15 protein-coding genes are annotated in these 26,749 nt (G+C 54.9%); 8 read left to right on the top strand and 7 right to left on the bottom strand.

What is annotated here, in order from left to right:
- Positions 1–99: 99 nt before the first annotated feature.
- Positions 100–741 carry a histidine phosphatase family protein gene (locus tag CAUR_RS03295; RefSeq protein ID WP_012256529.1) on the top strand — a complete coding sequence of 214 codons (642 nt, stop codon included), beginning with the start codon at positions 100–102 and terminating at the stop codon, positions 739–741.
- Between the two features lie 157 nt (positions 742–898).
- Here the strand turns inward: CAUR_RS03295 and CAUR_RS03300 are convergent, their stop codons facing one another.
- On the bottom strand, positions 899–2,353 hold the full coding sequence (locus CAUR_RS03300) for a glycosyltransferase family 39 protein (RefSeq protein ID WP_012256530.1): 1,455 nt from the start codon (positions 2,351–2,353) through the stop codon (positions 899–901).
- A gap of 260 nt (positions 2,354–2,613) precedes the next feature.
- Between CAUR_RS03300 and CAUR_RS03305 the strand changes: the two genes are divergently transcribed.
- The 3 genes from CAUR_RS03305 to CAUR_RS03315 all read left to right on the top strand — a co-directional run bounded on the left by CAUR_RS03305 (position 2,614) and on the right by CAUR_RS03315 (position 7,074).
- Complete coding sequence (locus CAUR_RS03305; protein ID WP_012256531.1) at positions 2,614–3,690, top strand: EfeM/EfeO family lipoprotein; 1,077 nt, start codon at positions 2,614–2,616, stop codon at positions 3,688–3,690.
- Positions 3,691–3,789: 99 nt separating this feature from the next.
- Positions 3,790–6,138 carry an FTR1 family protein gene (locus CAUR_RS03310; RefSeq protein ID WP_012256532.1) on the top strand — a complete coding sequence of 783 codons (2,349 nt, stop codon included), beginning with the start codon at positions 3,790–3,792 and terminating at the stop codon, positions 6,136–6,138.
- A gap of 27 nt (positions 6,139–6,165) precedes the next feature.
- Positions 6,166–7,074, top strand: coding sequence for a nitroreductase family protein (locus tag CAUR_RS03315; RefSeq protein WP_242605044.1), 909 nt, complete (start codon positions 6,166–6,168; stop codon positions 7,072–7,074).
- Between the two features lie 118 nt (positions 7,075–7,192).
- On the opposite strand, the gene CAUR_RS03320 is transcribed toward CAUR_RS03315, so the two are convergent.
- The 6 genes from CAUR_RS03320 to CAUR_RS03345 all read right to left on the bottom strand — a co-directional run bounded on the left by CAUR_RS03320 (position 7,193) and on the right by CAUR_RS03345 (position 16,317).
- Entirely contained in the window at positions 7,193–9,535 is a 2,343-nt protein-coding gene (locus CAUR_RS03320) for a sialidase family protein (RefSeq protein WP_012256534.1), read from the bottom strand.
- A gap of 79 nt (positions 9,536–9,614) precedes the next feature.
- The gene (locus CAUR_RS03325; protein WP_012256535.1) at positions 9,615–10,388 is read right to left on the bottom strand and encodes a LamG domain-containing protein; all 774 of its coding nucleotides are present in this window, start codon (positions 10,386–10,388) and stop codon (positions 9,615–9,617) included.
- Between the two features lie 567 nt (positions 10,389–10,955).
- Positions 10,956–13,295, bottom strand: coding sequence for a flagellar hook protein FlgE (locus CAUR_RS03330; protein WP_012256536.1), 2,340 nt, complete (start codon positions 13,293–13,295; stop codon positions 10,956–10,958).
- A 26-nt stretch (positions 13,296–13,321) separates the two neighbouring features.
- Complete coding sequence (locus CAUR_RS03335; protein ID WP_012256537.1) at positions 13,322–14,092, bottom strand: LamG domain-containing protein; 771 nt, start codon at positions 14,090–14,092, stop codon at positions 13,322–13,324.
- A 39-nt stretch (positions 14,093–14,131) separates the two neighbouring features.
- Positions 14,132–15,400: a glycosyltransferase family 4 protein gene (locus CAUR_RS03340; protein WP_012256538.1), complete on the bottom strand. Its 1,269-nt coding sequence runs from the start codon at positions 15,398–15,400 to the stop codon at positions 14,132–14,134.
- 53 nt (positions 15,401–15,453) lie between these two features.
- Complete coding sequence (locus CAUR_RS03345) at positions 15,454–16,317, bottom strand: class I SAM-dependent methyltransferase (protein ID WP_012256539.1); 864 nt, start codon at positions 16,315–16,317, stop codon at positions 15,454–15,456.
- Between the two features lie 940 nt (positions 16,318–17,257).
- On the opposite strand from CAUR_RS03345, the gene hemN reads away from it, so the two are divergent.
- The 4 genes from hemN to CAUR_RS03365 all read left to right on the top strand — a co-directional run bounded on the left by hemN (position 17,258) and on the right by CAUR_RS03365 (position 25,325).
- On the top strand, positions 17,258–18,631 hold the full coding sequence (gene hemN / locus CAUR_RS03350; protein WP_012256540.1) for an oxygen-independent coproporphyrinogen III oxidase: 1,374 nt from the start codon (positions 17,258–17,260) through the stop codon (positions 18,629–18,631).
- Between the two features lie 12 nt (positions 18,632–18,643).
- Positions 18,644–20,068 (top strand): protoporphyrinogen oxidase, encoded by a 1,425-nt coding sequence (hemG, locus tag CAUR_RS03355; RefSeq protein WP_012256541.1) that lies wholly within the window; start codon positions 18,644–18,646, stop codon positions 20,066–20,068.
- A gap of 497 nt (positions 20,069–20,565) precedes the next feature.
- A complete protein-coding gene (locus CAUR_RS03360; protein WP_012256542.1) occupies positions 20,566–21,237 on the top strand; it encodes a hypothetical protein in 672 nt (223 codons plus the stop codon).
- A gap of 449 nt (positions 21,238–21,686) precedes the next feature.
- Complete coding sequence (locus CAUR_RS03365) at positions 21,687–25,325, top strand: clostripain-related cysteine peptidase (protein ID WP_012256543.1); 3,639 nt, start codon at positions 21,687–21,689, stop codon at positions 25,323–25,325.
- The last annotated feature ends 1,424 nt before the right edge of the window (positions 25,326–26,749 follow it).

A 26,749-nucleotide genomic window follows, 5' to 3' on the forward strand; every position in this document is an offset into this window, starting at 1 on the left:
CTCGTTCAGACAGCGACTATCCTCAGCCGCGAATGATACCATCTCGGCTATAATGGCGCTTGCAAAAACTACTTCTTCCACAGTGAGGTAATGAAGCGTATGCGACTGATCATTGTTCGCCACGGCGAGAGTGAATGGAACCGGATCAACCGTTATCAGGGCCAGCAGGACGCGCCACTCTCTGAATTGGGGCGCAAGCAGGCAGCAGCGTTGGGTGAGCGTTTACGACACGAAAAGATTGACGTTGTGTATAGCAGCCGCCTGCAACGCGCAGCCCACACTGCGCAGGCGATTGTAGCCCACCATCCCGGTCTTGAGATCATCTACGACGACGCGCTGCTTGAGATCAACCACGGAGAATGGGAAGGGAAGTATCTGCACGAGATTCTGGAGCGTTACGCCGATGGTCTGCGCGAATGGCGGCAGCATCCCACCCGTTCGCAGATGCCGGGTGGCGAGAGCTTCTCGAACGTACTCAAGCGGGTACTCGACTTCCGCGAGCGGATTTGTGTCCAACACGCCGGACAGACGGTCTTGATCAGTACCCACGATGTCATCGTTAAGATTCTGGTTGCCGATGCTCTGGGAATGAATATGGATCGCATCAATCGCATCTGGGTTACCAACGCCAGCATCAGCGTGATTGAATACGGTGATGATCTGCCCTACCTGGTGAGCCTGAGCGAGGCGTGCCATCTCGGTCATTTGGCCACCACCCGTGAACAGCAGCACGCGCTGTAGGCACGTGCAGAGGATACTGGGGAGCAACCTCAAAGACTGACTCCACATGCGAGGTAGCGGCCATATTTCCGGCAGCCCGACCCTGATCTGTCGGACACCGGCAGCAACGATGCTGCCGCGCCCAATCCCTTCACCCAGACCGATGACACTACCAGCTTCAGCAATTGGTCGTCAGACGGCAGCGGTTGAACAAAATATCGCCCAGACGACTTAGTATCTGCAACGGTACCTGAAGCTGATACCAGAGCATATCATCCCAAATCAAACCACGTCGCAACTCGGTTCTAACGAACGTCCACTGCGCAATCAGACCTACATTCCAGGCCACAAACAGCGCAGCGCCAACAACCAGTGGCTTCCACCCCAGCCGTGGCTGTAACCAGGCCAGCAGTGCCGATAACCCCAAGACGAAGATCGGCGTGCATTCAATCAGGCGCCGAAAACCAAATGAGCCGCTCAGGTGCCAGGTGGTGCCGAATGCACCATTGATATATACCTGACCGAGAAAACCGATCAGTAGCAGTAAAGCCAACGGGCCATCGCGGCGAAATAGCCAGGCGAGACCGGCCAAGGCCAGAAACAGGATTGGACTCCAGAGCAGCGCACCGTGAGCCGGATGGATCAGCGTATCCCAAAAGCGGGGACTCACCAGGATCGGTAATGGTCCCAATTGCACGAACGCCAGTTTACCACCCACGGTTGAAGAGGGGCCAATCCGCCCATTGAGCACCCAGTAGGTCGCCAGTTGCGGTGTGATGGATACAACAAAGACGGCAAGAAACAGGAGATGACCGGCAAACAGCCTGCGCAGCAGCGACCATTGCCGACGGCGCAGGGCACCAATGTAGGCCGCCAGTGCCTCAACGGCGGGGATGAGGAGCAGCAAACCTAACTGCTCGCGGGTCATCACCATCAAACCGGCCACGACACCCAGTGCCAGCCAGACACTCCAGTGGCGTTGGCCATCGCTGAGGCCAAGATTGCCTTCGCGACCCCGCATCCAGATCGTAAGGAAGAGGGTAAAGAGAAAAAAGCCATTGGCATGCGACCAGGCCATCGCAAGATAGGTGTAAAAGACCAGTGGTGTACTCAAAAACACGGCGATGGTCGCGATCAGGGCCGGCAACTGGCCGGTGTAGATGCGGGCCAGACGATAGGTCAATAACAGCCCAAGCAAGCTGTACAGCGCCGACATCAGACAAACGGCAACGATGTACGGCTGACTATAGCCATCACGCGGAATTGCCGCCCCGCCCGCATTTGCTATCTGCACCCACAGATCGGCAACCACAAAACCCGGTGCCCACAGCAACGCCGAGCCAATCGGCGCCACGTTGCGTAGCTTACCGGTTACCGGATTGGGATTCGCATCATCAGAACGTAGCAGCGCATTAGATACTGCCGGATCATCGTTTTTCAAGCCAATCTCGGCAAAGTGCTGATACTCATTGTAAAAATTGAGATCACGATCAAAGTAGAACGAACGCAGATAGGCGTAATACTGCACCTCATCGCTCAGCGCAATGCGCGGCAGGCTAAATGGCAAGAGGATAAGAAACATGAGAATAATGACCAGTGGTCCCAGGTCGCGGCCGGCAAAAAACGTGCGCATACGTCCCGCTACTCCTGATTGTAGATTCTTTTGATATATCTTCCTCCGACAGCACCACGGCTGCCCGCTGCTATTGTACGACGAATCGTCAGACACGCTCGAAGCGCTGTTTTTGCTGACAGGAATAAGGTAAAGGGATTTTTGTTGTTTTAAGTTGACAAACTTCTTTTATTAGAGTATGCTAACCGCAAACATTCACACGTGCTCGATGAAGAGCAAACCCCAGATGCCTGTGTCCTGTCGAATACAAAGGAGGAACTATGGCGCGCCAGTTACGGCTTGCCTTGCTCGTGGTGTGGATTGTGTTGTTCAGCGGATGTAGCGCTGTCACCACACCAACCCCCACTACCGCTCCCGTCACCAGCAACCTCAGCGGCATCAAAGATTATCTGCTCGGCCAGACACGTGCGCTGGTCACGGCTACCGCTGACCTGCAAACAGCCAGTAACCGTTACTACGACCTTGCGCAGGCGACCAATTTTGACTATGCCAGCCTCTGGCAAAACCAGCAGCGTGAGGTGATTGCAGCCCTTAACGCAGCTCGTGAAGCGTGGATTACTGCCAGCCCAATCTACGAGAAGATGGAAGGTATCGTCGCCGGTACACCGGCACTCGCTCAATTCGACGTTGATCTCGATGCCGGTGCCGCCGGCAGTGAAGACCCTGAAAACGCGGTCTCTTTCGACCTCGTCTTGCCCGATGGACGCACCCTGCCCAAGCCAGGAAACCTGTTTGGTGTGACTGAAAGCACGCTATGGGGTACTGATCCGGCTTTTGCCGCGCCGGTTAGCGCGGATTGGAACGGCGATGGCACGATTGAATTCGGCGAAACCCTGCCCGATGCCAATGTGTTGAAAGCCAGTGCCGATCTGCTGGCCCAAATGGCGAACGATCTGGATAGCACCGCACAGAACTGGACACCAACCGAATCGGATGCCTTTACCGCGCTGGTGGTGATGGTTCCTACTATGAGCGAATACTTTGCTTCGTGGCGCGATTCGCGCTTTGTCCTGGGTGACGCTTCAACGCAGCGTGATTTTAATGTCATTTCGCGTCTGGCCGATATTCAAGATATTCTAAGCGGGCTTGAGGTTGTCTATGCGCAAGTGCGCCCACGGGTAGAGGCGGTCGATCCTGCCCAGGCAGAGCAGATCGCAACCGGTCTGCGTGATCTGCGCGCCTTTGTGGCCGATATTTACACGCAAGAGCGCAATGGGCGACGCTTTAGCCCGGAAGAGGCGGACACGCTAGGCGCTGAGGCGCAAAATCGGGCCACTGCCATTACCGGTCAGATCAGCCAGATGGCCGGCGCCCTTGGGGTCACCCTGGCGGAATAAGCCCTGCACGCGCTTATCTGAGAAAGCCTGGTGGCGCAGGTCATGCCTGCGCCAAATATTCCGATAGACGTTCAGCCAGAGAATCAGGAAGGTTCCTGTATGAAGCTCAAGCCGGTATGTGCCACTACCCGCTACGGACTGATATTGCTGGCTCTGATGGGAATAGCTCTCGCCCTGATTGCACCGACAGTATCAGCGCAAACCCGATCACCCGGTCAGATCGCCGAGCATATTCGAGCGACCCTGGTATCCATTCAACTCCACGAAGCCGGCGATCCCACAACTGCCCAGGCACACTTGAACGAACTGTACGGCGAATACACCGCCCTGGCACCAACCATCGGTCACTACAATACCAGCGCAGACAGCGCTATCCGTGCCGGATTTCGTGCTGCCGGAAATGCGCTGGCTACTGCCGATATGCCCGGTTTTGCAATGGCACGCGCCCAAATCTGGACGGCACTTCTGAACGGTGGGTACGGCGTGGTGAGCGGTGCTTTGCACGAAGGTGATACACTCACCGCCCGACAATGGCTGGTAGTGCGTGAATTTCGCCATGCCAATCGGTTTGCTCGCCCGAATGCCGATGCCACGAAAGCGGTATACGCCGCCGCGAACGGCGCGCTTTCAACCGAGGAGGCGCTGGCCGCAGTGAACGCCGATCTGCTCGACACGTATCAGGCCCGGCTCAATGAAGCACTTCAGGCACTCATCGCCGCCGATCAGCAAGGCTTTCCCAGCCGGCGTGCTGAAACAGCAGCGCTGGCCGCCGGCTACTTCGCCATTCTGACTCCTGCTTATGCTGAACAGCGTGGCGAAGCGGCAGCGATGAGAGCACAGGCAGCCTTTGCCGCATTGCAAGAGGCAGCGTACCGCGGTGAACCGATTGCATCACTGCTGGCAGAGGTGCAAGACCTTCTGCGTGGCTTTCGTGCTGCACCACTCAGCCCTGCCGAACAGGTGCGACGGAGCGGTCAAATGCTGCGCTTTTTGCAACTCGTGCCGATTGAGTACGAGCGAGGGGTGCGAAACGGTCAGGTTACCGTCGATTTAGAGATTCGCGAAGCGATCACCTTTCACGCCGGTGCGATGGCTGCCTTTAGCGACCTGCGTGATCTGCTCGAACAGCGCAATCCCGATCTGACCACCACGGTTGCCGCTCGTTTCACAGAGCTGGGTAACGCATTGGCCAACACCGGCAACCGCACGGAGATTGCCGAACCAGCGACAATTCGCTCAACGACAGAAGCGCTGCTCAGCGATTTACGCACTCTCTTGCCACCCGAATGGCAAAAGCAAACCAGCGGTGCTGACTTCGATGTGATTCGGTCAGCTCTTGATCAGATGGAACAGGCAGTACGTGCCGGCGAGTATGCACTTGCCGAATCGGCGCGTCTGGAAGCCTACGCGATTATGGAGATTGGCCCGGAAGCCAAGCTGATCGCCTTCGCTCCTCAGTACAAACCGATTATCGAGGGCTATTTCTGGTACGGACAGAATGACCACAAAGGTCTGGCCTATCTCATCGAGCAACGGGCAAGTCCGGCTGAGATTGCCGCCACCCGTGCCGCGCTCGACCAGGCATTAGCCGAAGCCGAACAGGCACTGGCCGGGAGCAATGCCCCACTGGCGATCACAACCAACGCAGCAGTGATTGTCTTCCGCGAAGGGCTTGAGGCAGTACTTATTCTGGCGTCGCTGATGGGTAGTCTCAAAGCGCCAGGACAACGCCGTTTCCGCCGCCCCCTCTGGATCGGTGCCGGCGTAGCGATGCTGGCAACCGTATTGACGTGGATTCTGGCGCAGAGTGCATTAATGGCGATGGCCCGGCTGGGTGAGACGCTGGAGGCTATCGTTTCCTTGATTGCAATTGCCGTCTTGCTCTTGATCACCAACTGGTTCTTTCACGATGTCTACTGGAAAGACTGGATGGCATCCTTCCACCAGCAGAAAAAGCATATTCTCGGTGGACAAACCGGTCAATGGCTCGGCCTGATCACGTTGGGGTTCGCCAGTATCTACCGTGAAGGATTTGAGACGGTGCTCTTTTTGCAGGCACTGACCCTCGAAGGCTCCATTACAACTGTTCTGGCTGGTGTCGGTATCGGCCTGACACTCACCCTGTTCGTGGGACTGGCCGTCTTTGTTATGCAGGCAAAGCTGCCCCACAAGAAGATGCTGATTGTTACCGGGATTCTGATTGGGGCAGTGCTGTTGCAAATGGTTGGTCACACGGTCAATGTCTTGCAGGTGATCGGCTGGCTACCGCTGCATCCGATTCGCTGGCTCGACCTGCCCTACTGGACGGGATTCTGGTTTGGGTTGTATCCTACCTGGGAAGGGATTGGTCTGCAAGCAGCAGCAGCGGTCTTTGTGATTGGCAGTTATTATCTGGCCGAGTACTTGCAGCGACGTGAGCAACAGCGCTACGTAATCGCCCATTCGTGACGATCAGACAGAAAAGCAGAGGAGACTATGACCATGATGCCCGATCCGATTGCGCCGATTGCTGCGGCAGCAATCGAACACATGAATAGCGATCACGCCGATGCTGTACTGGCCTACGCTCGTGGCCTGGCCGGTATAGCCTGGGCCAAACAAGCGCTGATAACGCGCCTCGAAGCAGGTGGTATTGAGATACAGGTCAGTGGCGACGAACGAACAACGAGCGTCCTGATCCCATTTGAGCCACCACTCACCCACCCGGAACAGCTTCGACCGGCACTCATTGCTCTGGCCCAGAAAGCACGTCACCATCTGGAAGCCGGCGCTCAGGTAGAGGCTCCAGTGCCGATACGCAATGCTGAACTTCCCCATCTGTTGCTCAATGCCATTGCCAATCGCCGCAGTTTTGCGCTGCAAGATTTAACCGCCGAGCCGATTGCACGAGAGGCGGTGACGCTGATGCTCGAAGCGGCGAACTGGGCACCGAGCCACGGCCAGACAGAACCCTGGCGCTTCGTGGTCTATAGCGGTGCTGCACGCCAAATCCTCAGTGAAGCCTTTGGTACAGCATTTCGTCTGCTCAACCCCAACCTGCCCGCCGGGAGTCCCGGTGAAGAGGGGCAACGCAACCGGGTGTGGCAGGCGTCAGTCTGGATTGCAATCGGCATGCAAGCCCATCCGAAGCGACCCGAATGGGAAGAGTTGATTGCCGTCGGCTGTGCAGTCCAGAATATGCACCTGATGGCCAGTGCGCTGGGTCTGGCCGGCAAATGGACGAGTGGTGCCTGTGCGACACACCCGCACGTGGCAGAGGTTGTCGGATTTACCCCTGGCACCCGATTACTCGGCTTCTTCTACGTTGGGCATCCTGCGGCTCATGAGTGGCCACGCGGTCGCCGTCGTTCACTGGTAAACAAAGTCGTCTGGCACGAGGAATAGGGATAGGCCAGTCTCGCGAGCTGGTGTTTACTATCGGTTGTATGCTGATACAGCATAACAGGGGCACACATCTGTGCGCCCCTGTCATTTGTGCGCTTTAAACACTGTCAGCGCACTGTTACCGATTCAGTAACGGCACGTAGACCTGCGGGAAGGTCACCTGATCGAGTGTAATGACACCTGCGGGCAAGACTGACGCAGCGGGCTGAGCAGTCGTCGTCGGGCTACCGCTGACACTCGGATTGCCGGCACCATCAAGGATGCGAGCATAGACATAGTAAGGTCCAGGGGTAAGCTGTTCTTCCGGCAAGCCACTAGCCAGACTCCAGACCACGTTAAAGCTATTGGTGTCACCCGGGGCAGCAACCGGGAACCAGACCAGGCTCGGATCAGTTGCCGGATTAGCTACCGGAACCCGGCTATTGGCCAGCCAGACGCCCCAGAAGCCGCGACCAGGGTAGAGATTATCGGTTACAGCAATATTACTAAACTCCAGATTCACGATAATTGTTGCACTGCCCGGGATCGGCTGCACCTGCAAGGTACCACCATTGAGTACCGGCGGTGTGACATCGTAGATCAATGTGCGCGTAAGATGCATCGAATTGCCCAGTGTATCACGCATACGCACGACAACCGGGAGCGGTCCTTCAGCTACCGTATCAGGATAGGGCAGGATATTGGCAAAGCGATTGCCGCTAATGGTCAGTGTACTCACGCTATTGAGTGCCGTTGCGTTTGGAGCCAGCGCAAAATTTTGCAGTCCACTACAATCACCAACACTCCGCAGTTCGACGTAGATTGCCGGCACACGAGTGTAGTCAGGATGACCATCACTGGCCCCACCTTCTCCAATCGTATCAGCGGTTGTAATGCCGGTAAACGGTGAGGTCTTCAAGCGCGAGAAGGGGTTTCCGACAGTAGCGCTGGCTAGAACACCGGCATCGATAATCACCGCATCAGAGCGAACCTGATCGATCAGATTATTCTCACTCCGACGCAACTGCGTGTAGAGAACACGTTCAACACAACCGGCATCGGTACGCAAGGATTCGGGAATTGGCACCGTCAACACACTGGTTGGACCACTAGGGTTGAACGGCTGCCATCCACCAGAGTCATTTTCAGTATCAGTCGGAGGTGCTCCCCAGCGCCAGCGCACCTGATCGGGGAGATTCGAGGTGGTCAGGTCAGGGAAGGTCACATTAACCGTCACTTTACTATCGCCACCAACCACTGCAACATCATTTTCGATGAGCGGGCGTGAGCCGAACGCAGCACCTGGAGCCTGGAAGAGGGCATAGCGAGGACGCGGAGCCGTACCCTGGAAGAATTCGTGCACGACATGCATATAGCTTCGCGCACCAACCCGGGCATCAGCCCACGCATTAAAGACCGGCGCGACGGTCGGCGCACTGACCACCGGCAAGAAGCCCTGATTCGCCGGCCTGACGGCATAAAAGAGTTGATTGACACTTCGGCTGGTGCCCTGACGAATCCATGCCATGTGGAGATTCCCACGCTGGTCGTAGTCAATGTTGACTCGGCCATCACCTTTTCCGCTGATCAGTGTAGAAGCCGACCAGGGGCCACTGAAATTACTGACCAGCTTTTCCGCGAAGAAGATGCCATCATCAGCTCCCCGGAATGCAACCGCGATTCGCGTATTTGGTGCCGGATCGGCACTGAAAGCAACACTGGCATCAGCAAACACCGCCGACGTGCTACCGTTCACATCAACAGGCGTTCCAAAACCTGTACCAGTCCAGAGCGAAACCATGACGTGTAATGGACGTGGCGTATCGCGAGTGAAGGTAATTGCCAGCTCACCATTGGGTCCAGCCGCCATTGCCGTTTGAGACTTATACGCCAGTGCACCTGGTACTGAACCTACGGCAGACCAGGTAGTGCCACGATCATTCGAGAAGGCATAGTTAATATTTTTATCATCACGCCACGCTGCGACAATCTGGCCGTTGGTGCGGACTGCCATTGCAGGTTCCACGGCAAAGATATGACCACGCATTATTTCAAATGTTGCCGGATTCCAGGCTCCACCCGGCTCACGGCGACGAAACTTGATCGTCTTGGCAACCTGATCGATCCACAACACGTAGACCTCGCCAGTTGGTGCAGTTGCCACCGCGGTTTGCACCCAGTCCTGGGCAATCCCGGCAGCAACAGTACCAAGCGATAATGGTGCGGGAAAAGCGGCATCTTCTTCACCCTTGACCCACAGTTTTACAGTGCCGTCTTCACTGCCAGAAATGCCATCGGTTGCACTAACATACACTCCATTGGCATCAACAGCCAGTTGGGGGTATTTGGTATTACTGGCTGCAATATCAATTTCGCGGATGAAGCTGGCCCCTTCTTGTGCCTGCGATGGAATAGGGAGCAACCCGGCCAACGTAACAACAATGAAGCAGATAACAGTAATCAGCGAAGTTGTACGCAACATGGGAACGTTCTCCTGATGGGTTCGGTGATTTTGCTCTATTGAGTAATGGTCACGCCTCACCTTATCCACATCCAATCGGCTAAGGCGCAATGATAACATCATCGAACAGCATCCCGCCGATGGCACGGGTATAGACACCAGCCTGCCCGGCAGGCAATGGCTGTCCATCGGTTACCTCCATCAGAAGCTTGCCGTCGAGACGAACCTGTAACATTCCGCCACGCAGCTCCAGCTCGATCACGTGCCACTGGCGAGGCGCAAAGCCCGGCCCCTCTACTGTTGCCAGCGGTGTAGCTACCCCATCGACCACCTTCTCCAGGACGTATTTTGGTGTCGCTTCGTATTCCCTCTTCAACAGGCGTACCCGGTAGTAGCTTGCCTCGTAACCGACCTCACCCTGATAGCGTGCGACGATGCCGGCCACGCCATTAAACTCATCGTAAAAACTGACCCGCACCACGCCATCGCCCACCACAGGCGCGGCTGCTAACAGGGCAACCTGGGCCAATGAGCTATTGCGCAGTTCGCCGGCAAAATCCTGACGCAGGCGTCCGTTGTCAATGACCCAATTAGGGGTGTCTTCGGTCAAGACGAAATCGAGAGCAACGGATTGCCAGGCGGCGAGGCTATCAGTGGTAGCAAAATCAGCGACGAACAGCGGACCGGTGGCTAAACCTGCCGGCACCGTTGGATTCGGGCCAATAGTCGGGGCCGGTGGTTCAGGGGGATATTGCAAGATTGGTCCACCCTCCTCGGCTTGACCGGGACGGAGTGCCAGCCAAAAACCACCGAAAACTGCCACCATCACCAACAGCAGTGATGTGAGTAACAGGTGAGGTTGGCGATACCACATCGTAGACTCCTCCTTACACATGAAGACTACCTGCATTGTACAACGTAGCCGGCAATGTTGATAGGGATAGGATATAACGAAAAAGTACTGAAAATGGTAAAATTTTTGCGCCAACTGTATTCAGGCAACGATACGATAAAGTATCGTAGTACAAGACACCCGTTTTCCCTCCTGCTCATGTATAAAACCGTTCTGAGCGGCCAAAAGTAACGCGGGATTTTGGTGGATTTGTCTTGTTTATTCTCAAATCGATGACAGCAGCGAAAAAGACAGGAGTATTCCTCTGTTGGGCAAGCACGTCACAGTGAATGTATCCAGGGGCTATGGTTTTTAATGGCACCACAGCGACACCGAGGACACAGAGAATAGTAGCAACTGGGTGGCCATCAGGACTTCACAGTGGGTATGTATGGTATCTTCGCGGTTTGCATGGCACAACAGCGACACCGAAAACACAGAGGGTCGTAATATAGCGGGGCGGCTCTGGTAGCCGCCCCGAACGGTGATGGTGGTACAAGCGCGTGATACCACCACCATCTCCTATTTTCTATCTCCTACGTACAAACACTAGCGCGTTACTAAGGGTACATAGGTTCGGACAGGCGTGAGCGTGCTGGTTGCCGTCGTCTCTACCACCGCATCACCAATATTACCGGCACGGTCAATCAGGCGAATGTAGAGATAGAAGGTCTGTTCAGTAACACTGGTCATTGCCATTGTTACTCCGGGGGCATTCGCCATACTCCAGCTCGACACTGTGAACTGACCACCGTTGAAGTCAACCGGAGCTTCAATCCATTGCAGGGTCGATGCAGTAGCTGGATTAGACACTGCGCTTGGGCTGACGGCAATCAAGACACCCTGAATACCGTTCGCCTCGGTAATCGTTGCAGTTGAGAGATCGAACGTTAGGTCTTGGAGAATGTCTCCCAGCGGCGAGTCAGTAGCGGTAATGATCTCACTTCCGCTCAACGACATTTGCGGCGGCGTCCGATCAAGTCGAATGGTACGGGTCACCGTTTGCGAATTACCTACCTGGTCATAAATTCTTATCACAACCGGGTAATTACCATCCGGTGACGGTGGCGAGAAGGTGACACCAGGGAGCGGAATAATCGCGTTTAACGTACCCTCTACGTCAAGATCGCTGGTTGCAGCAAGGGCAGCCACATTACTGGCAACGCGCACCCGACTGATTTGTGAACAATCACCGCCATCTGTTACTGAAAGCAATATCTGTGACACTGGTGTACTGCCGGGATCGAGATCGTAAACTCGATAGTTACCGGCATACCAGCTCGACGAGTCGTACAACAACGGATTAGCTACACCGGCGGTGGCAACGACGCTGGTATCAATGATCACACTCGCCTTGCGTTCGGTTGTATCAATGACTGAAGCGGTGCCATTCCGTCGCAACTGAGTGTACAACGTGCGCGGTGTACAATCGTTGACATTGAGAAACGCAGCGGGGATCGGCACCGTCAATTCGGTGCTGGCAGTTGCGTTTTCGCTCAGCAATACCCAACCACCCGAGTCATTCTCGGTATCAGTTGGTGGCGCTTCCCACCGCCAGCGTACACTGATATTTTGCGGGTTTGTACCCAAACCGGGGAACGTTACCTTCACCGACGTGCGGCCGTCTCCTCCAACCCGTGCTGCCCCACCTTCGATGAGCGGATCTGAGCCGAATGGCGAGCCGGGGGCCTGGAAAAGAGCGTAGCGGAGAAATGGGGTATCACCATTGAAGAACTCGTGGGCTACGTGCATGTAGAAGCCATTACTTGCACTGCTGACACCCCAGGCGTTAAACAGCGGTCCAGAGCTTGCCGACTCAATCGGTCCCAGAAAGGTGCCATTGGCTAGGCGTACTGCATAGTTTAACCGATTCTGGCTGCGACTACCCGGCGTCCTGATGAAGGAGATATGTAAATTGCCGTAGAGATCGGTACTTACCGAGACCTGCCCATCGCCTTTCTCGCCTGTCAAACGTGCAGTGGACCAGGGTTGATTGTCGAACAGATTATTGATATTTTTCTCGGCGTAGAAGATGCCGCTATCGGCGTGACGGTAACCGACGTAGATGGTACCATTGTGAATAGCGACACTGCTATCGGCATAGGGGGCAGGATCACCAAGATTGACATCAACCGGCACACTGAAACCATTCCCCTGCCAGATTGACACCATCACGTGCAGCGGTCGTGGTGTATCACGGGTGAACGTCAGGGCAACCTCGCCATTCGTACCTGAAGCAAGCTGCACCACAGCCCGATACGCTTCCACACCAAAAGCACGGGTTACTGGCGCCCATGAAGCTCCACCGGTATCTGAGAAGGTGTAATAGATTGAGGCATCACTGCCGGTAAAATCATCACGCCAAACCGCAATGATGCGACCACTCTGACTCCCACCGTTCACGACAGTCATGGCTGGACGTACCGGAAAAGCGACGTTTCGCGTCACTTCGGTGACGGGTCCCCAGTTACCGGCAACATCACGTTTCCGAAACCGAATAACCTTGGCCGCCTGATCGATCCAGAGGGTTAACACATCACCAACCGGTGAGGTGGCAATGGCGCTGTTGATATACTCGGCATTAAGTGTCGTGCGTGACGTGTTTCCTAACGTATACGGGGTAGGGAAGGCCAGTGCAGTCTCGGTTTTTGACCAGACACGGGCTTTCCCTTCGGAGGCACCACTCGACTCAGCAATCCCTATGACATGAACCTGATCACCGTAGGTTGCAACCTGTGGCAGCTTGAGATTTGAGCTGTTGGGAAGAACGGTTTCGACTAATAATCGTGCACCACTTTGGGCGGCTGATGGCGTTGCCGATGGCAAGATGCCGGCAAGAAGTGCCAGCAGACAGAGCGGCACGAGCAAGGTGCGAACGAGCATCGACATGGATCTACTCCTCAGGTATGTGCTACTTACGGGGCGATGATAAAGTCATCAAACAGCATGCCACCGATGGCACGGGTATACACACCAGCCTGTCCGGCTGGCAACGGCTGTCCATCGGTTGCCTCCATCAGAAGCTTACCGTCGAGACGAACCTGTAACGTTCCGCCGCGCAGCTCCAGCTCGATCACGTGCCACTGGCTCGGTGCGAAGCCCGGCCCCTCCACCGCTGCCAGCGGTGTGGCTACCCCATCGACCACCTTCTCCAGGACGTATTTCGGTGTCGCTTCGTACTCCCTCTTCAGCAGGCGTACCCGGTAATAGTTTGCCTCGTAGCCAACCTCGCCCTGGTAGCGTGCCACGATGCCGGCCACACCGTTAAACTCGTCGTAAAAGCTGACCCGCACCACACCGTCGCCCACCACAGGCTCAGCCAGCAAGGCGACCTGAGCCAGCGAGCTGTTGCGCAGCTCACCGGCAAAGTCCTGGCGTAGACGGCCATTGTCAATAACCCAGTTGGGGCTATCTTCGGGCAAAACAAAATCGAGGGCGACGGATTGCCAGGCGGCGAGACTATCAGCGGTCGCAAAATCGGCGACGAACTGCGGACCGGCGGCCAGACCAGCCGGCACCGTGGGATTCGGGCCGATGGTCGGGGCCGGTGGCTCAGGGGGATATTGCAAAATCGGCCCACCCTCCTCGGCCTGACCGGGACGAAAGGCGACGAACAGGGCAGCACTCACCGCGATCAGCGACGCGGCCACTGCCAGCAGCGAGAGTAGACGGTTTCGTTGTGCCATGAAAAATCCTCCTCAATGACGGATGGCAAAACCCGCACCTTAGCGGCCAGTAGCAACCGTTTCAGGGAACGCCTTACTGCGTAAGGCGTTCCGATAGAGATCGGCCAGTTCGGTAGCGATCCGCTGTGAAGAAAACTGCGGTGCCAGTGCTGCGGCACGTGCGCTATACGCCTGCCATACAGCCCGATCTTTTAACAACGAAACAATTGCCTCACCAATAGCCGGCCCGGAACGTGGCTCTACCACAATGCCGGCCTGTGCTGCCGCCACATACGCACTGGCGCCGGTGGTGCGGGTTACCACCGGCGGCGTTCCAACAGCACAGGCTTCAATCACAACCCGACTAAACGACTCGGCGACCGAGGGAACGACAGCGACATCAGCGCCAGCCAGATAGGTGCGGGCATCGTGGTGGGGAATAGCGCCGGTAAAGATAACATCAGCCGCTACTCCCAATGCTTGCGCCCGGCGACGGAGAAATTCTCCGTAATCGCCGAAGCGTGGCGTCGAGCGATTTGGTCCGACAATCACGACCTGCGGTGCCAGACCGGCAGCACGGATTGTCGGTACTGCCTCAACCAGATACGCGATCCCTTTGAATGGGTGGAGACGATTGAGACTGACAATGATCGGACGTTCTGGATCAAGGCCGTGACGAGTCGCGATGATTGCGCGACTGCGCGCACGCATCTCGCTCAACGGCATATCAGCAGGCGGAAAACTATCTTCGGTGATGTTGTACGGAATTGCTGTGACCTTTGATGCGGGAGCACCACGGACAATGGCCAGCTCGCGAATCTGCGGCGAGTCGGCGCGGATCACCAGAGCACGCCGGAACACCAACGGTAGTAAGGCACGTACCGCCCGAAACCGGGCATAGCCATAGTCGTACTCTGGTTCAGCCATCACATCAGCACCGGGCAAGGTCACAGCTAACGGTGGAGCATACCTGCCGGCAAACAGCGCGGCAACCCCCAGCGGAAACGCCGTTTCGATGTGACACAGATCAAATGGCGGCGTCGTTGCCAAAAACCGGCGCAAGCCAACGATTGCACTCGCCAGATACGGATAGGAGAAGAGTGGATTCACCACCCGATTAACCACCTGGGTCACAAACGTGCCGCGTGAAGGCAGACGATGCACAACAATATCATCTTCAACCGTGCGGGTGGGTTGCGCCTGATTGGCCGCCAGACTGAGCACTTCAGCAGTAATTCCTGACTCACGCCAGGCGTGAATAACCTCTGTGTGAATACGATTACCCATCGCCGCACTATCGTAGCGCGGTAAGATATACAGAATGCGCATAAGCCGATGTCACTTCCAGACCCATCTTACCATGATGAAGACGCTGGCGGGAGTCATTTTGTTCCCGACTGTTTGAGGGAGGCTGAGGATGGTTTTCGCAGCGTAAACATCACATAGAGAGGATCACTGCGATCAAAGCGTTCTTCCAGTGGGTGCACAATCCAGGCCAGGAGTAAATCCTTCAGAATGAAGGTACGCCAGAATCGAGTCAGCCGGGTTTCATGGTAGCGCCAGTTGAGAATTGAACGGCCAAAACCACGCAGAGGACTGATCTGCAAACCTGCCGGCTGCACATATACCCGATGAATATCCGCCTCGTTGTAGAAACGGAAAAAGGAACCGGCTTTACCTTCCTGGACAAAAGCGTTACGGGCCACGCGCTTGAAACGTCGGATGCCCTCGAAGAAGCCGGTACGCTCGCCGCTGGTATACGGGATGGTAATAACAGCAATACCATCAGGCGCTAACACGCGACCGATCTCGCGCCCAACCGCCTCATCATCCGGGATATGTTCAAGGGTAGAGACCGCAGCAATGCGTGCAACCGAATCAGAGCGCAGCGGCATCGCTGTGGCACTGGCAACCAGCGGAAAGAACCGACCATCACCGGGGCGGGCCGTCGCTGCTCGTTTCTGCTTCTGCCAGCGCACCCGATCAAGATCGAGTTCAAGCACCACAACGTCTACCCCCTCCTTGGCCAGCATATGGGGAAACGATGACGTACCCGAACCAATATCGACCACCAGATCACCACGCCGGACATCGAGGGCTTTGGTTGCCCAGGGGTATTCAATTAATCGCCAGAGGCTGAAATCGTTAACAGTACGGCGCAAAATACGCCAGCCATTGAGCGCCACCTCATACGCAATACAGCGCAACGCGCTCAGCCGAATTGGTCGTCGTTGAGAACGTTTCATGAAACTCACCATCACATTGATTACCGCCCAGATGCGGCATCACAGTATAGCATGAGAAGCGAGAGCTGAGGATAACCCTAACTCAATTTGATCAGGCTGGAAATCCGATAGTAGAACCTATTTCAAAAACGTTTGCCAGAAGGTATCTCATTACATGCCTGACCGACTCTATGATCGTGACAGACACACCCAGCATCCGCGTGACCAGCAGGGTCAACCGCGTGCCACGTGCCGGATCGTGAGCATGGCTGCCGCACTCCGAACAGTGCGACACAGGTATGACAGAAGGGCAAAGCAACCAATCCAGCGTATGCCGGCATGACCGAAGCTGCGCTCTGCCAACAGGCCAGGATCAGGATAGGCTTTCGTTGGTGATTGGCAAGGCGGTGGTCGGGAGCACGATAGCACAGCTTTTATGAAATAAGTTCTAATAGCGGGGATTACACCCAATGGTGAGTGTTGCTACGGCCTGCAGGGTAAGCGATACGATACGCACCTGAGCGTGCGCACGGTGAGTGTGGCATCCCGGCTGCTGCCAAACCACGCACACGCGCCCATTGAGCGGGAACGGTTTTCATTCCAGCACACAATTGCACCGTGGATGGACGAAAAGAGCTTCTGGCTTCTACCCGTCTGACAGGTGCATCTAGCATAACGCCCTGAGCGATTGGATTCACCCATCATCCAGGAAAAATCGGTAGATGATGGTTGCACTTTCGCAACCAATATCGCAAAGAAGGAACTACACTTTTACCCATTTCTATCAGCAGAAACCGCAAATCTACTGCCGAGAGGCTTTTTGCCTGAACATTCAAAAGATTGACTATCATGCTAAAATGAAAACTATCATGGGCCTGAAAAGAAAAGTGCGGAAGAGGTATTTTGTCTGGTTGCTGTAGTTTGAAAACAGTACTACAATGAACTATCAAGAGGGGCTGTTATGAGTGTTGAGATCACCCGCGAAACCATTGATCGCTACAACCGACCCGGCCCACGCTACACGAGTTATCCAACCGTTCCCCATTGGAGTAACAGCTTTACCGCAGACGATTACCTGGCCGCGTTAGCCGACATTGCTGTAACACATGACTCGCTCAGCGTTTATGTTCATCTGCCATTTTGTGCTGAACGCTGCGCCTACTGCGGTTGCAATGCCACCTCAACCCGACGGCCTGACGTTGTTGATCACTATCTCGACCGGATCGAACGTGAACTAAGTATGGTTATCGCAGCGCTAGGGAGCAATCGTCGAGTGGTGCAACTCCATTGGGGAGGCGGGACGCCCAATTTTCTGAATGAAGCGCAGAGCCGGCGGTTAATGGGTATGCTCCGCACAGCATTCACGCTCGATCCAGCAGCAGAAGTCGCGCTGGAAGTCGATCCCCGCATCGGCAGCCGTGAACAGATTTTTCTCTTCCGCGAACTGGGGTTCAACCGCATCAGCTTTGGCGTGCAAGACATTGCGCCCGCAGTCCAGGTCGCCATTGGCCGCATCCAACCTCTCCACCAGACCGAAACCGTCGTCAAGGCAGCGCGCGACGCCGGCTTTTGCAGTATCAACATCGATCTGGTCTACGGCCTGCCGTATCAGACACCAACCAGCTTTGCGGCGACACTACAGGCTATGATCGATCTGCGTCCTGATCGCATTGCCTGCTTCAGCTATGCCCACTTACCCCAGGCCAGACCTAACCAGAAGCGCGTCGATGCCCGGCAGTTGCCAACCGGTTACGAGAAGTTTCAGCTCTTTCGTCAGGCGATTGACACCTTGACCACCGTTGGTTACGAATGGATCGGGATGGATCACTTTGCGCTGGCGAGTGATGAATTAGCTGTCGCTGCCCGAGAGCGCCGGTTACAACGCAATTTTATGGGCTACACTGTCTTACCGGCGCCACACCAGATCGGGTTCGGGATGAGTGCAATCGGTGATCTGGCCGGGCGCTATGTACAGAATGATGCCGGTTTGGGACGCTATCAGCGGGCTATTGATGAGGGGCAGCTACCGATCATTCGCGGCATGCGCTTGAGTGACGACGATTTGATGCGTCGGCAGGCGATTATGCATCTGATGTGCAACCTCGAAGTACCGTTCGATCTCGCGCTTCCGCCCTACGGCGACCGGTTAGGCGATGTCCTGGCGCCTGAGATTGAACGAATTGCCGCCTACGCAGCCGATGACCTGGTAGCCATCGAACCACACCGGTTACGTGTCACCGAGCGCGGGCGCTTCTTTATCCGGAATCTGGCGATGGAACTTGATCGATACCTCCAACAGGCAACAGAACGGCCGGTCTTCTCGAGCACAGTATGAGGAGAAACGCACATGATGGCGGGATACGACAGTGTAGTGATTGGCGGTGGCATTGCCGGTTTAGCTGCGGCTTACACGCTCCACAAGCGTGGTTATCGGGTCCTGGTCATCGAGTCGACCAATCGCGTTGGCGGTGTGATCCAGACCATCACCACACCAGAAGGCTACATTCTCGATTGTGGGCCGAACACGGTGGGTACCGGCGATGCGCGATTGTGGCAGGAACTGATCGATCTGGGTCTGCGCGAGCGGATCACACCGGCAGCGCCATGTAGCAAACGGCGGTTCATCCTGATCAATGGTACACCGGTTGAAATCCCAACCTCACCAGTCGGGCTGATTACCACGCGATTACTCTCGTGGCGGGGGAAATTGCGGGTACTGGCCGAACCGTTCATCAACCGTGGATCGACCGATCCCGATGAAAGCGTTGCTGCCTTCTTCACCCGCCGGATTGGTGCAGAGGCTACCGCCCACCTCCTCGATCCATTTGTTGCCGGCGTCTACGCTGGCGATCCGCAACGGCTCTCGACTGCGGCAGTCTTTCCATCACTGTGGGAAGCGGCCCAGCGCAGTGGCAGCATCGTGCGCGGCATGCTGAGCAAACCCAAACCGAAGACTCAGGTGAGTGAGCCAAAGATGCGCAGCCGCACCTTTACCTTCCGCGGTGGCCTGGCCGAATGGCCACGCGCTCTGGCGCAAGCCCTGGGTGCCGGCAATGTCTGGACAGAACGGCGCGTGGTCAAGCTCCAACCACGCGACTCCTGGTGGGAAGTGACGATTGATGGTGTGAACGGCCCGGAGACACTCATCAGTCGCAGCCTCATTATCGCCACCCCAGCCTTTACGGCGGCTGATCTCATTGAGTCGGTTGATCAAAGAGCGGCTGGTGCCCTACGCGGCATTCCGTATGCGCCGGTAGCAGTGGTACATCTCGGCTTTCGTCGTGACCAGATCAGCCAGGAATTGAGCGGCTTTGGTGTGCTGGCCCCCTCAAGCGAACAGCGTCAGTTCCTCGGCATTCTCTGGACATCAAGCATCTTCCCGCACGTTGCACCACACGATCATGTCCTCACCACAACCCTCAGTGGTGGTGCTATCCGGCCCGAACTGGCCGAACGGAGTGACGAAACACTGATTGAAGCGGCCATTCGCGATCATCACCAGCTCCTGGGGATCAGAGGGCAACCGATCTTCACCCATGTTACTCGCTGGCGAACCGCCATTGCCCAGTATACCTTTGGGCACCGCGAGCGGATTGCCACCCTCGTGCAACTCGAACAGCGCCTGCCGACCATCCAGTTTGCCGGCAGCTACCGCGACGGCGTTGGAGTGCCCAAAACCTGGGCCAGCGGTGTGCAGGCAGGCGAGCGGATCGCTGCGGCACTGGCAGCCCATGGAACTACCGCAGTTTCCACAGAGACGGCGTCGGGGTGAGGAGAGAACGTTCCAGGCATCGCCGGTCAGATGCTGCGACCGGGTTTTAACGAGATGGTGGCGTGCGGGAGCTATGCTTCCGCACGCCCAACCGTGTACCACGTGCATCACGCAACCCGGAAAGTCTCCAATTCGGTGCGGGATTTCGCCGTGGAGACAAACACACTTCCACATATAGCCAGAAGTGTCATCCAACCACATGATCCGGTAACGTTTCCGAGACGTCCTCTCGTGTAGGTTTATCCTTTGCCCTTCACTTGCAATTAAGACTAAGAATTTTAACCTCTCTAAGAACCCCGAACAAACTTTCAGTTTACTGCTACTATCATTAATATTTAGCAAAAATAGCAATCAGTGTTTTGTCATACAAATTTCATTATCGAATACTACACTCTCCACGATCCCGCTAACGACTACAAGTAGTAACCATTAAGAGAGACCCGGCCAGGCCAAATATCTGAAGGGTTTCGTCATTTACCATGCACTGAGGTTGAACAATGAGTGTAGATAGTTTACTCAACCTCCCCCTTGAGCAGCTCATCTGTGGTTGTGAACGAGAACGAACTGTCTTCCGTCAAACCAACGAACAACTATCACCGTACTGTATGGCACTGTTTCGCCGCGCTTTTGCCGGTGATCAAGATGCCTGGCAACACATCATTGTCATTTTCGGACGCATGCAGCGTACCTGGATCCAACACATTGTAAAGCTGGGGTCAATAGAGGATCTGGATAATGACGATTTGCAAGGCATCATACACGAAGCATTGTGCGCATTATATCAGGCCGGGCAACGCCATGAGGAACTGACTGCTACCGATAATCCGGCGAAACTCATTAAATACTGGAAAAAATGCGTTCAAACAACGGTGTTAAGAACACTGCGCACGAGGAAGCGCCAACGTTTGTTCGCTCATCTACATGAACATTTACCTGCGCAACCTGGTGATCCAGAATTAAAGATTGCTCTCTGGCAACGTATTCGTGCAATCTTATCCGAGGAAGAACTCCTGATTCTCACTCTGGATATGCAAGGTTACAAACCACAAGATATTGTCAAACAACTACCAGAACAATTTCCTACAGTGCAGCAAGTGTATCAGATCAAACAAAACTACCTTCGTCGTCTGCAACACGATCCCACCATTCGCGAACTTCACAGCTTCTAACATAACGCCTGGATCGGCAATTGACCCATTCATATTGACAACGCATTCCTTGCCATAGCGGTTGGAATGCGTTTTCTCTCTGCCTGCCAAAAACAACGTATTGCGTGCTCTCTTTAGTAGTAGAAGGAATCAGGCAACAAGGAGATCCGATATGCGTCCCCCCGCTGCCGATCAGCGCACACCAGTGCGCGGCAATAGTCCAAATCTATCGCCAGCAGCCCGACTCTATCAGCATTTCCTCCTACTAACCAGAAATGACGAACGTGAAAGCTGGTTGCGCCTGTGTTACGTCAGGCGATCTTCGGTAGCGTTCACTAGCAGTCAACTTGTTGTTAGAAATATGCGAACTATGAAGCAAATTCAACATTGAAAACATATAGCCATGTGATTCGTGACGTGACATCAAGAGGGTTTGGAAACTCCATCACTATCAACAAGAGGAGTTGACTATGGCAGCGTCCTGTATCCGTAGCATGCTGTTAGGCGGATTGTTTATTCTCCTGGTCTCATTCAATGCACCGGTGTTTAGCATGCCGATCCTACACTCTTCACCATTGACCTCAGGTGCTAATCAGGCTGGTGACACCCAAGAATCGGGTGCTATCCCATTACCACGAGGTTGTGGCGGCGTCACACCGCCGGGGGAAGTAGAGACCACCTGCTGCCTGAACGGTATCGTATATGTTGATGGAGAGCCGGTTGCGGGGGCCGAAATTACGATCACCAGCTCACGTGGTACCAGTATTTCCCTGTACACCCGCTACATCAACACTGTTGACAACGTCCCATTTTACGAGATTAGCCTTAGTGACGATCCGCTACAAGTGCAAAGCGGTGAAACAATTACCATCACGGCACGACTTGGCAACCGAGAGCGTAGCCTGACTCATGAGGTGCAACCGGGAAGCCAACAAGTTGACATTGTGTTACCCCGCCGGAGTCCCAATGACTTTGTAGCCCTGCAATCAATACCGCTGCGCAGCATATCTGGCGAATTTGACGGCCTGAGCGGTATTGCAATCAACCCTGAGTATCAGGTATTTGTGGTTGATCAAGAAGCGCATCAGATTCAGGCCTTTGATACTAATGGTAATCCTCTTCAACCACCGTGGGGGCATTACGGGCAAAACCCAGGGCAATTTAACCTACCGCGTCGCGTAGTTGTTGACGCAAGCCGTAATGTCTATATCCTCGACGCCGGCAATCGTCGCATCCAAAAATTTGACCGACAGGGTCGCTATGTGCATTCGTGGATGTTATGTACCCAACTCTCATCGTGTCCGTTCCCGTATGATCTTGCATTGGCGCCCGACGGAACTATTGCCGTTGTCTACAATCAGGGAGTGACCATCTTCAGCACTACCGGTGATTTGCAGCGGCAATGGTCAACCGGTATCCATGGCACAGACATCGACATTGATCGCAATGGAAACGTGTATATTACGACCGGACAATCTGATATATATACATTCACCCCTGGCGGTCAGTTGACGACGACGCTGAACACACCGCTCACCTCTATTCAAAGCATGGCAATTGACCCAAGTGGCAACCTTTGGGTGACCGATCCGATCAATGGTATCGTCCGTCTGTCAACCACCGGCGCAATTGCACAGCAATGGACGATTCCGGGTGAACTCTTTAACGATATGGCCATTGCACCAAACGGTCAGCTTTACCTGACGAGTTACACTAATAAGGTGCTGGTATTTGACCCAACACGCGGTACAACTCGATCATGGGGCAGATCAAGCCGGTATCGTGATGTTATCGGAACGGTGACCGTGCCCAATAATACTTTGTTTATTGCCAATCGTGAACCGGCTGCGGTTACCCGGTTGACATTCCAGCAATCTGTGACATCGACCCAAGTGGCGCTTAATCCGCTCCCAAGACGCATTGTTGATATGACCAAAGCTGCTGATGGTTCGGTCTATATCCTTGATCAATCAAGCTCGACCACTGCCCGCGTCTACAAAATCAATGCGCTCGGCCAACAACTCTTCTCATTTCCAATCAATGATGTCAGTGCAGGCGCAATTGCAGTAGCGCAAAACGGCACTATCTTTATTGCGGAAGATCTCGATAATCAGGTCTTGCAATTCTCTGCCGATGGTCAATACCGTTCAAGCTGGGGCGGGACGGGTAGCAAACCCGGAAGATTCTATTTACCCAGTGATCTGGTAATTGACTCAAATGGATATATCTACGTCGCTGATCGAGGTAATGAGCGTATTCAAAAATTGCGGCTGGACGGGACGGTGGAGAGAACGGTATCAGCTACCTTTGATCCTACTCTCGACAATGTATTGCAGGTATTTAATAACAACATCTATATCTATCGTGAAGACGCGATTCGGGTTCGTGACAGCGACCTTACCAGCCCTCCGTTGTACACTATTGAACTGAATAATCAGGTGAAAGGATGGGACATCGATCAGCATGGGAACATCTATGCCTTCAATCCGGATACGAGACAGATCGAGATATATCGCCCGATGCGGTTTACACAACCAATCGCCACGATCAGTTACCTCAACCTGAGCAGTCTGAGTGCTGATGATACGCTGATAGTGCAGGGTATGGGCCAAGACAGTGATGAAACGAACACCATCCATGCCTGGCGCTGGGAGTCAAACCAGAATGGTCAAATCAGCACCAGCCGAACATTAGCAATACCGGCTGCCAGTTTGAGTAGCGGTACACACACGATTACGTTAAAAGTCCAGGATAATGAAGGCGAGTGGTCTCAACAGACCAGTCTCTCAGTGTATGTTAGTCCACGCATTCAGAACATACCGGCCTGGACGATACTCCTTTACCTCGATGCCGATTATGCTGCCGATGGTCAAGCATTACTGAAATCTTTCAATAACACTATCAGAAATCTTAAACAACTCAGTAATTCGTCTATTCGGATCGCTATCCAGATCGATGGGCCACAAAACAACGATACTCGTCGCATACTTATTCATCCTGGTCAACCACCCAGCGAGAACAGCATATCAGAACAAGCAATGGATGATCCACTTACACTGGCGAACTTCTTACGTTGGGGGCAAGAGACCTTCCCGGCACGGCACTACTACCTGGCTATTGCCAATCATGGGCAGGGCGTCCAGGGCATTGCCTGGGACTCGACGAGTGACGCACGTGATGATGGGAGAAGAAACAACAGTGCGTATCTCACCATCAAAGAACTTGGTCAAGCGCTCAATGCACCCGGCGTCGCACCAATTGACGTGATTCACCTTGATGCCTGCTCGATGGGACTGCTAGAGGTCGCTTTTGAACTGAGGCCGCGAAGTGAAGTGCCACTCCGATCACGCCTGCTCATCGCTTCGCAATACCTGGGCTGGAGCTTCTTCGCGTATGACGAATACGTTGCCGATATTACGGCAACAAGTACACCAGAAATGGTTGCACGCACGGTGGTACAGATCTACGCCGATAAGTCAGTGCAGAAACGAGTACCATTCACTATTACCGCCCTTGATCTCGGTCGCGTGACAACCGTTGCTTCTACCGTTGACCGCCTGGCTGCTGAGTTAGCTGCTTATGCCAATAACAGCAATGAACACTTCAACCAGGTACAGAACATTCGCAATAGCAGCAGCCATCTTAACAGCGATAATGACTACCGCAACGCCCGTTCTGATGCATACGTGGACCTCCTGAGCTGGACCCGAAACGTCAGAGACAGCATTTCAGACCGGGCGATCCAACAACGGGCAGACGAGTTGATCAATGAATTGACCGGTACACAGTCATTTATCTTACCCAACCCTAACGGCCATCGAGTTGGAATCGCAACCTTGCCTGCAAGGTACGGCAGTTACCGTATTGACCTGAGCGATGTGCATGGTATCTCGATATATTACCCTGACTACACCAGACGCAACGCCACCTTCAACAGTTATGTCAATAATTACCTGTTTGAGTTTACCCGTTACACCCGATGGAGTGAACTCTTAACCGCCGGTGTCGTAGCGTTGAATCCGGGAGACCCGGAAGTAGATGAGGGTCTCGCGCCATTAGCACCGCTCAGCGTCGAGTATTATGTGCATGTACCGATGATTGTGCGGTAACACATATCCAGGCCACAACTGCAATTCATTCAGAGGCACGATTGTATCGTGTCTCTGAATGTTTGATCAATTGAAATCTGGTATCAGTTATCAGACATCGTAATACCACCGCTTACACAACGATGCGTATCGTGCCGGTGTCACACTTATACCGAAACACCACCGGACGTGCCACCGCCAAACCGCTGGCAGGTTGTCACCAGCACAGGAGGACCGGTTTAGCGCATCTGCACTCAGGCGAGGCCGTAGGGTGATGATTGGATAGCCTGTCATGCTTGCTCAATGCCGAGAGGTGATATGCAGCACGCAGCAGTCTCAATCTGTCTGCTGAAGATTCAAGAGCGGATAGACCGTATGGGGTAAGGCAATGTCTACCGCATCAGAACGGCCCAACGCAGGCTTCGACCTCCCCTTGCTCGCAGAGCTTCAGGAACGGACAAAAAACGCAATTTCTACTTTATCAGGACGCCCCAATGCAGGCTTCTACCTCCTCTCTCCCACAGCGCTATGCATTACCCATATGTCACGCTGCGTTGGGCCGGACTGCAAGCGCTTCCCGTGGCGCGGGCTTCCAGCCCGCGTGCGGGCATCATCGCCACCGCCGGCAGGGGTTGGCCGTAGCCGCTAGTGCGCAGGCTGGACGTCTGCCCCATGGTCTGATCCAACGGCTACCTCCGCTGCTATCATCCGCTTTCCGTTCGTAACGTACGACCCACGCGACAGCAGGGTGACGCGATAGTGCCCAGGATCGCGCACAATGAGATAGGTTCGACTGATGAGCGAAGCGGTTGACAACCTGGGTATGGGTAAGGCATAGCGCTGCGCGGGAGCGGGGAGCGTAGCGGCTGCGATCACCTCTGAACAACCATCCATGGCACGCGATGCAAGACATTCCCGTCCACCGCATCCCGTGGATGGTCAGGTGAACGGCACAGGCACCGTCCGTAGGGGCGGGTTGAGAACCCGCCCCTACCGAACCCGCCCCTACCGAACCCGCCCCTACACACTACCGGCACCAGCACGCTGTGGGGCAGGCTGCCGGCCTGTGCTCAGCCATCCCCATCATCAGGGGTACGTGCCGGCACGGGTGTCCGCTGCAATCCGCACCGGATCGTGAGCACGGCTGGCGCGGCAGCCATGCTGCCGCACTCCACACTGCGCGCCACGCACATGATGCGCGTGTAAGGCAACCCATTCAGCACGTGATACCACGGCTGGAGCGGCGCGCTGCCATCGGGCCAGTCACCCAAAACAGCATCCATGGCGATCATACCTGCTGATACACACGTGGTTGATACCAGGTATGGGTAATGCATAGCGGGGGTGGGTGAGGGGAGGGCAGACGTGTGATTCATGGCTTCCTGATAGGGTAGACGTTGTGTTCGTTCATCTGTCCTGGCCGTCCGTGAATACCGTCAGGGCCG

This window comes from Chloroflexus aurantiacus J-10-fl (genome assembly GCF_000018865.1).
In the GTDB taxonomy this organism is placed as follows: Bacteria; Chloroflexota; Chloroflexia; order Chloroflexales; family Chloroflexaceae; genus Chloroflexus; species Chloroflexus aurantiacus.

What these genes read in the sequence shown, in the direction of transcription:
- CAUR_RS03295 (WP_012256529.1), top strand. Translation starts at nt 100, where the DNA reads ATGCGACTGATCATTGTTCGCCACGGCGAGAGTGAATGGAACCGGATC.
- CAUR_RS03300 (WP_012256530.1), bottom strand. Translation starts at nt 2,353, where the DNA reads ATGCGCACGTTTTTTGCCGGCCGCGACCTGGGACCACTGGTCATTATT.
- CAUR_RS03305 (WP_012256531.1), top strand. Translation starts at nt 2,614, where the DNA reads ATGGCGCGCCAGTTACGGCTTGCCTTGCTCGTGGTGTGGATTGTGTTG.
- CAUR_RS03310 (WP_012256532.1), top strand. Translation starts at nt 3,790, where the DNA reads ATGAAGCTCAAGCCGGTATGTGCCACTACCCGCTACGGACTGATATTG.
- CAUR_RS03315 (WP_242605044.1), top strand. Translation starts at nt 6,166, where the DNA reads ATGACCATGATGCCCGATCCGATTGCGCCGATTGCTGCGGCAGCAATC.
- CAUR_RS03320 (WP_012256534.1), bottom strand. Translation starts at nt 9,535, where the DNA reads ATGTTGCGTACAACTTCGCTGATTACTGTTATCTGCTTCATTGTTGTT.
- CAUR_RS03325 (WP_012256535.1), bottom strand. Translation starts at nt 10,388, where the DNA reads ATGTGGTATCGCCAACCTCACCTGTTACTCACATCACTGCTGTTGGTG.
- CAUR_RS03330 (WP_012256536.1), bottom strand. Translation starts at nt 13,295, where the DNA reads ATGTCGATGCTCGTTCGCACCTTGCTCGTGCCGCTCTGTCTGCTGGCA.
- CAUR_RS03335 (WP_012256537.1), bottom strand. Translation starts at nt 14,092, where the DNA reads ATGGCACAACGAAACCGTCTACTCTCGCTGCTGGCAGTGGCCGCGTCG.
- CAUR_RS03340 (WP_012256538.1), bottom strand. Translation starts at nt 15,400, where the DNA reads ATGCGCATTCTGTATATCTTACCGCGCTACGATAGTGCGGCGATGGGT.
- CAUR_RS03345 (WP_012256539.1), bottom strand. Translation starts at nt 16,317, where the DNA reads ATGAAACGTTCTCAACGACGACCAATTCGGCTGAGCGCGTTGCGCTGT.
- hemN (WP_012256540.1), top strand. Translation starts at nt 17,258, where the DNA reads ATGAGTGTTGAGATCACCCGCGAAACCATTGATCGCTACAACCGACCC.
- hemG (WP_012256541.1), top strand. Translation starts at nt 18,644, where the DNA reads ATGATGGCGGGATACGACAGTGTAGTGATTGGCGGTGGCATTGCCGGT.
- CAUR_RS03360 (WP_012256542.1), top strand. Translation starts at nt 20,566, where the DNA reads ATGAGTGTAGATAGTTTACTCAACCTCCCCCTTGAGCAGCTCATCTGT.
- CAUR_RS03365 (WP_012256543.1), top strand. Translation starts at nt 21,687, where the DNA reads ATGGCAGCGTCCTGTATCCGTAGCATGCTGTTAGGCGGATTGTTTATT.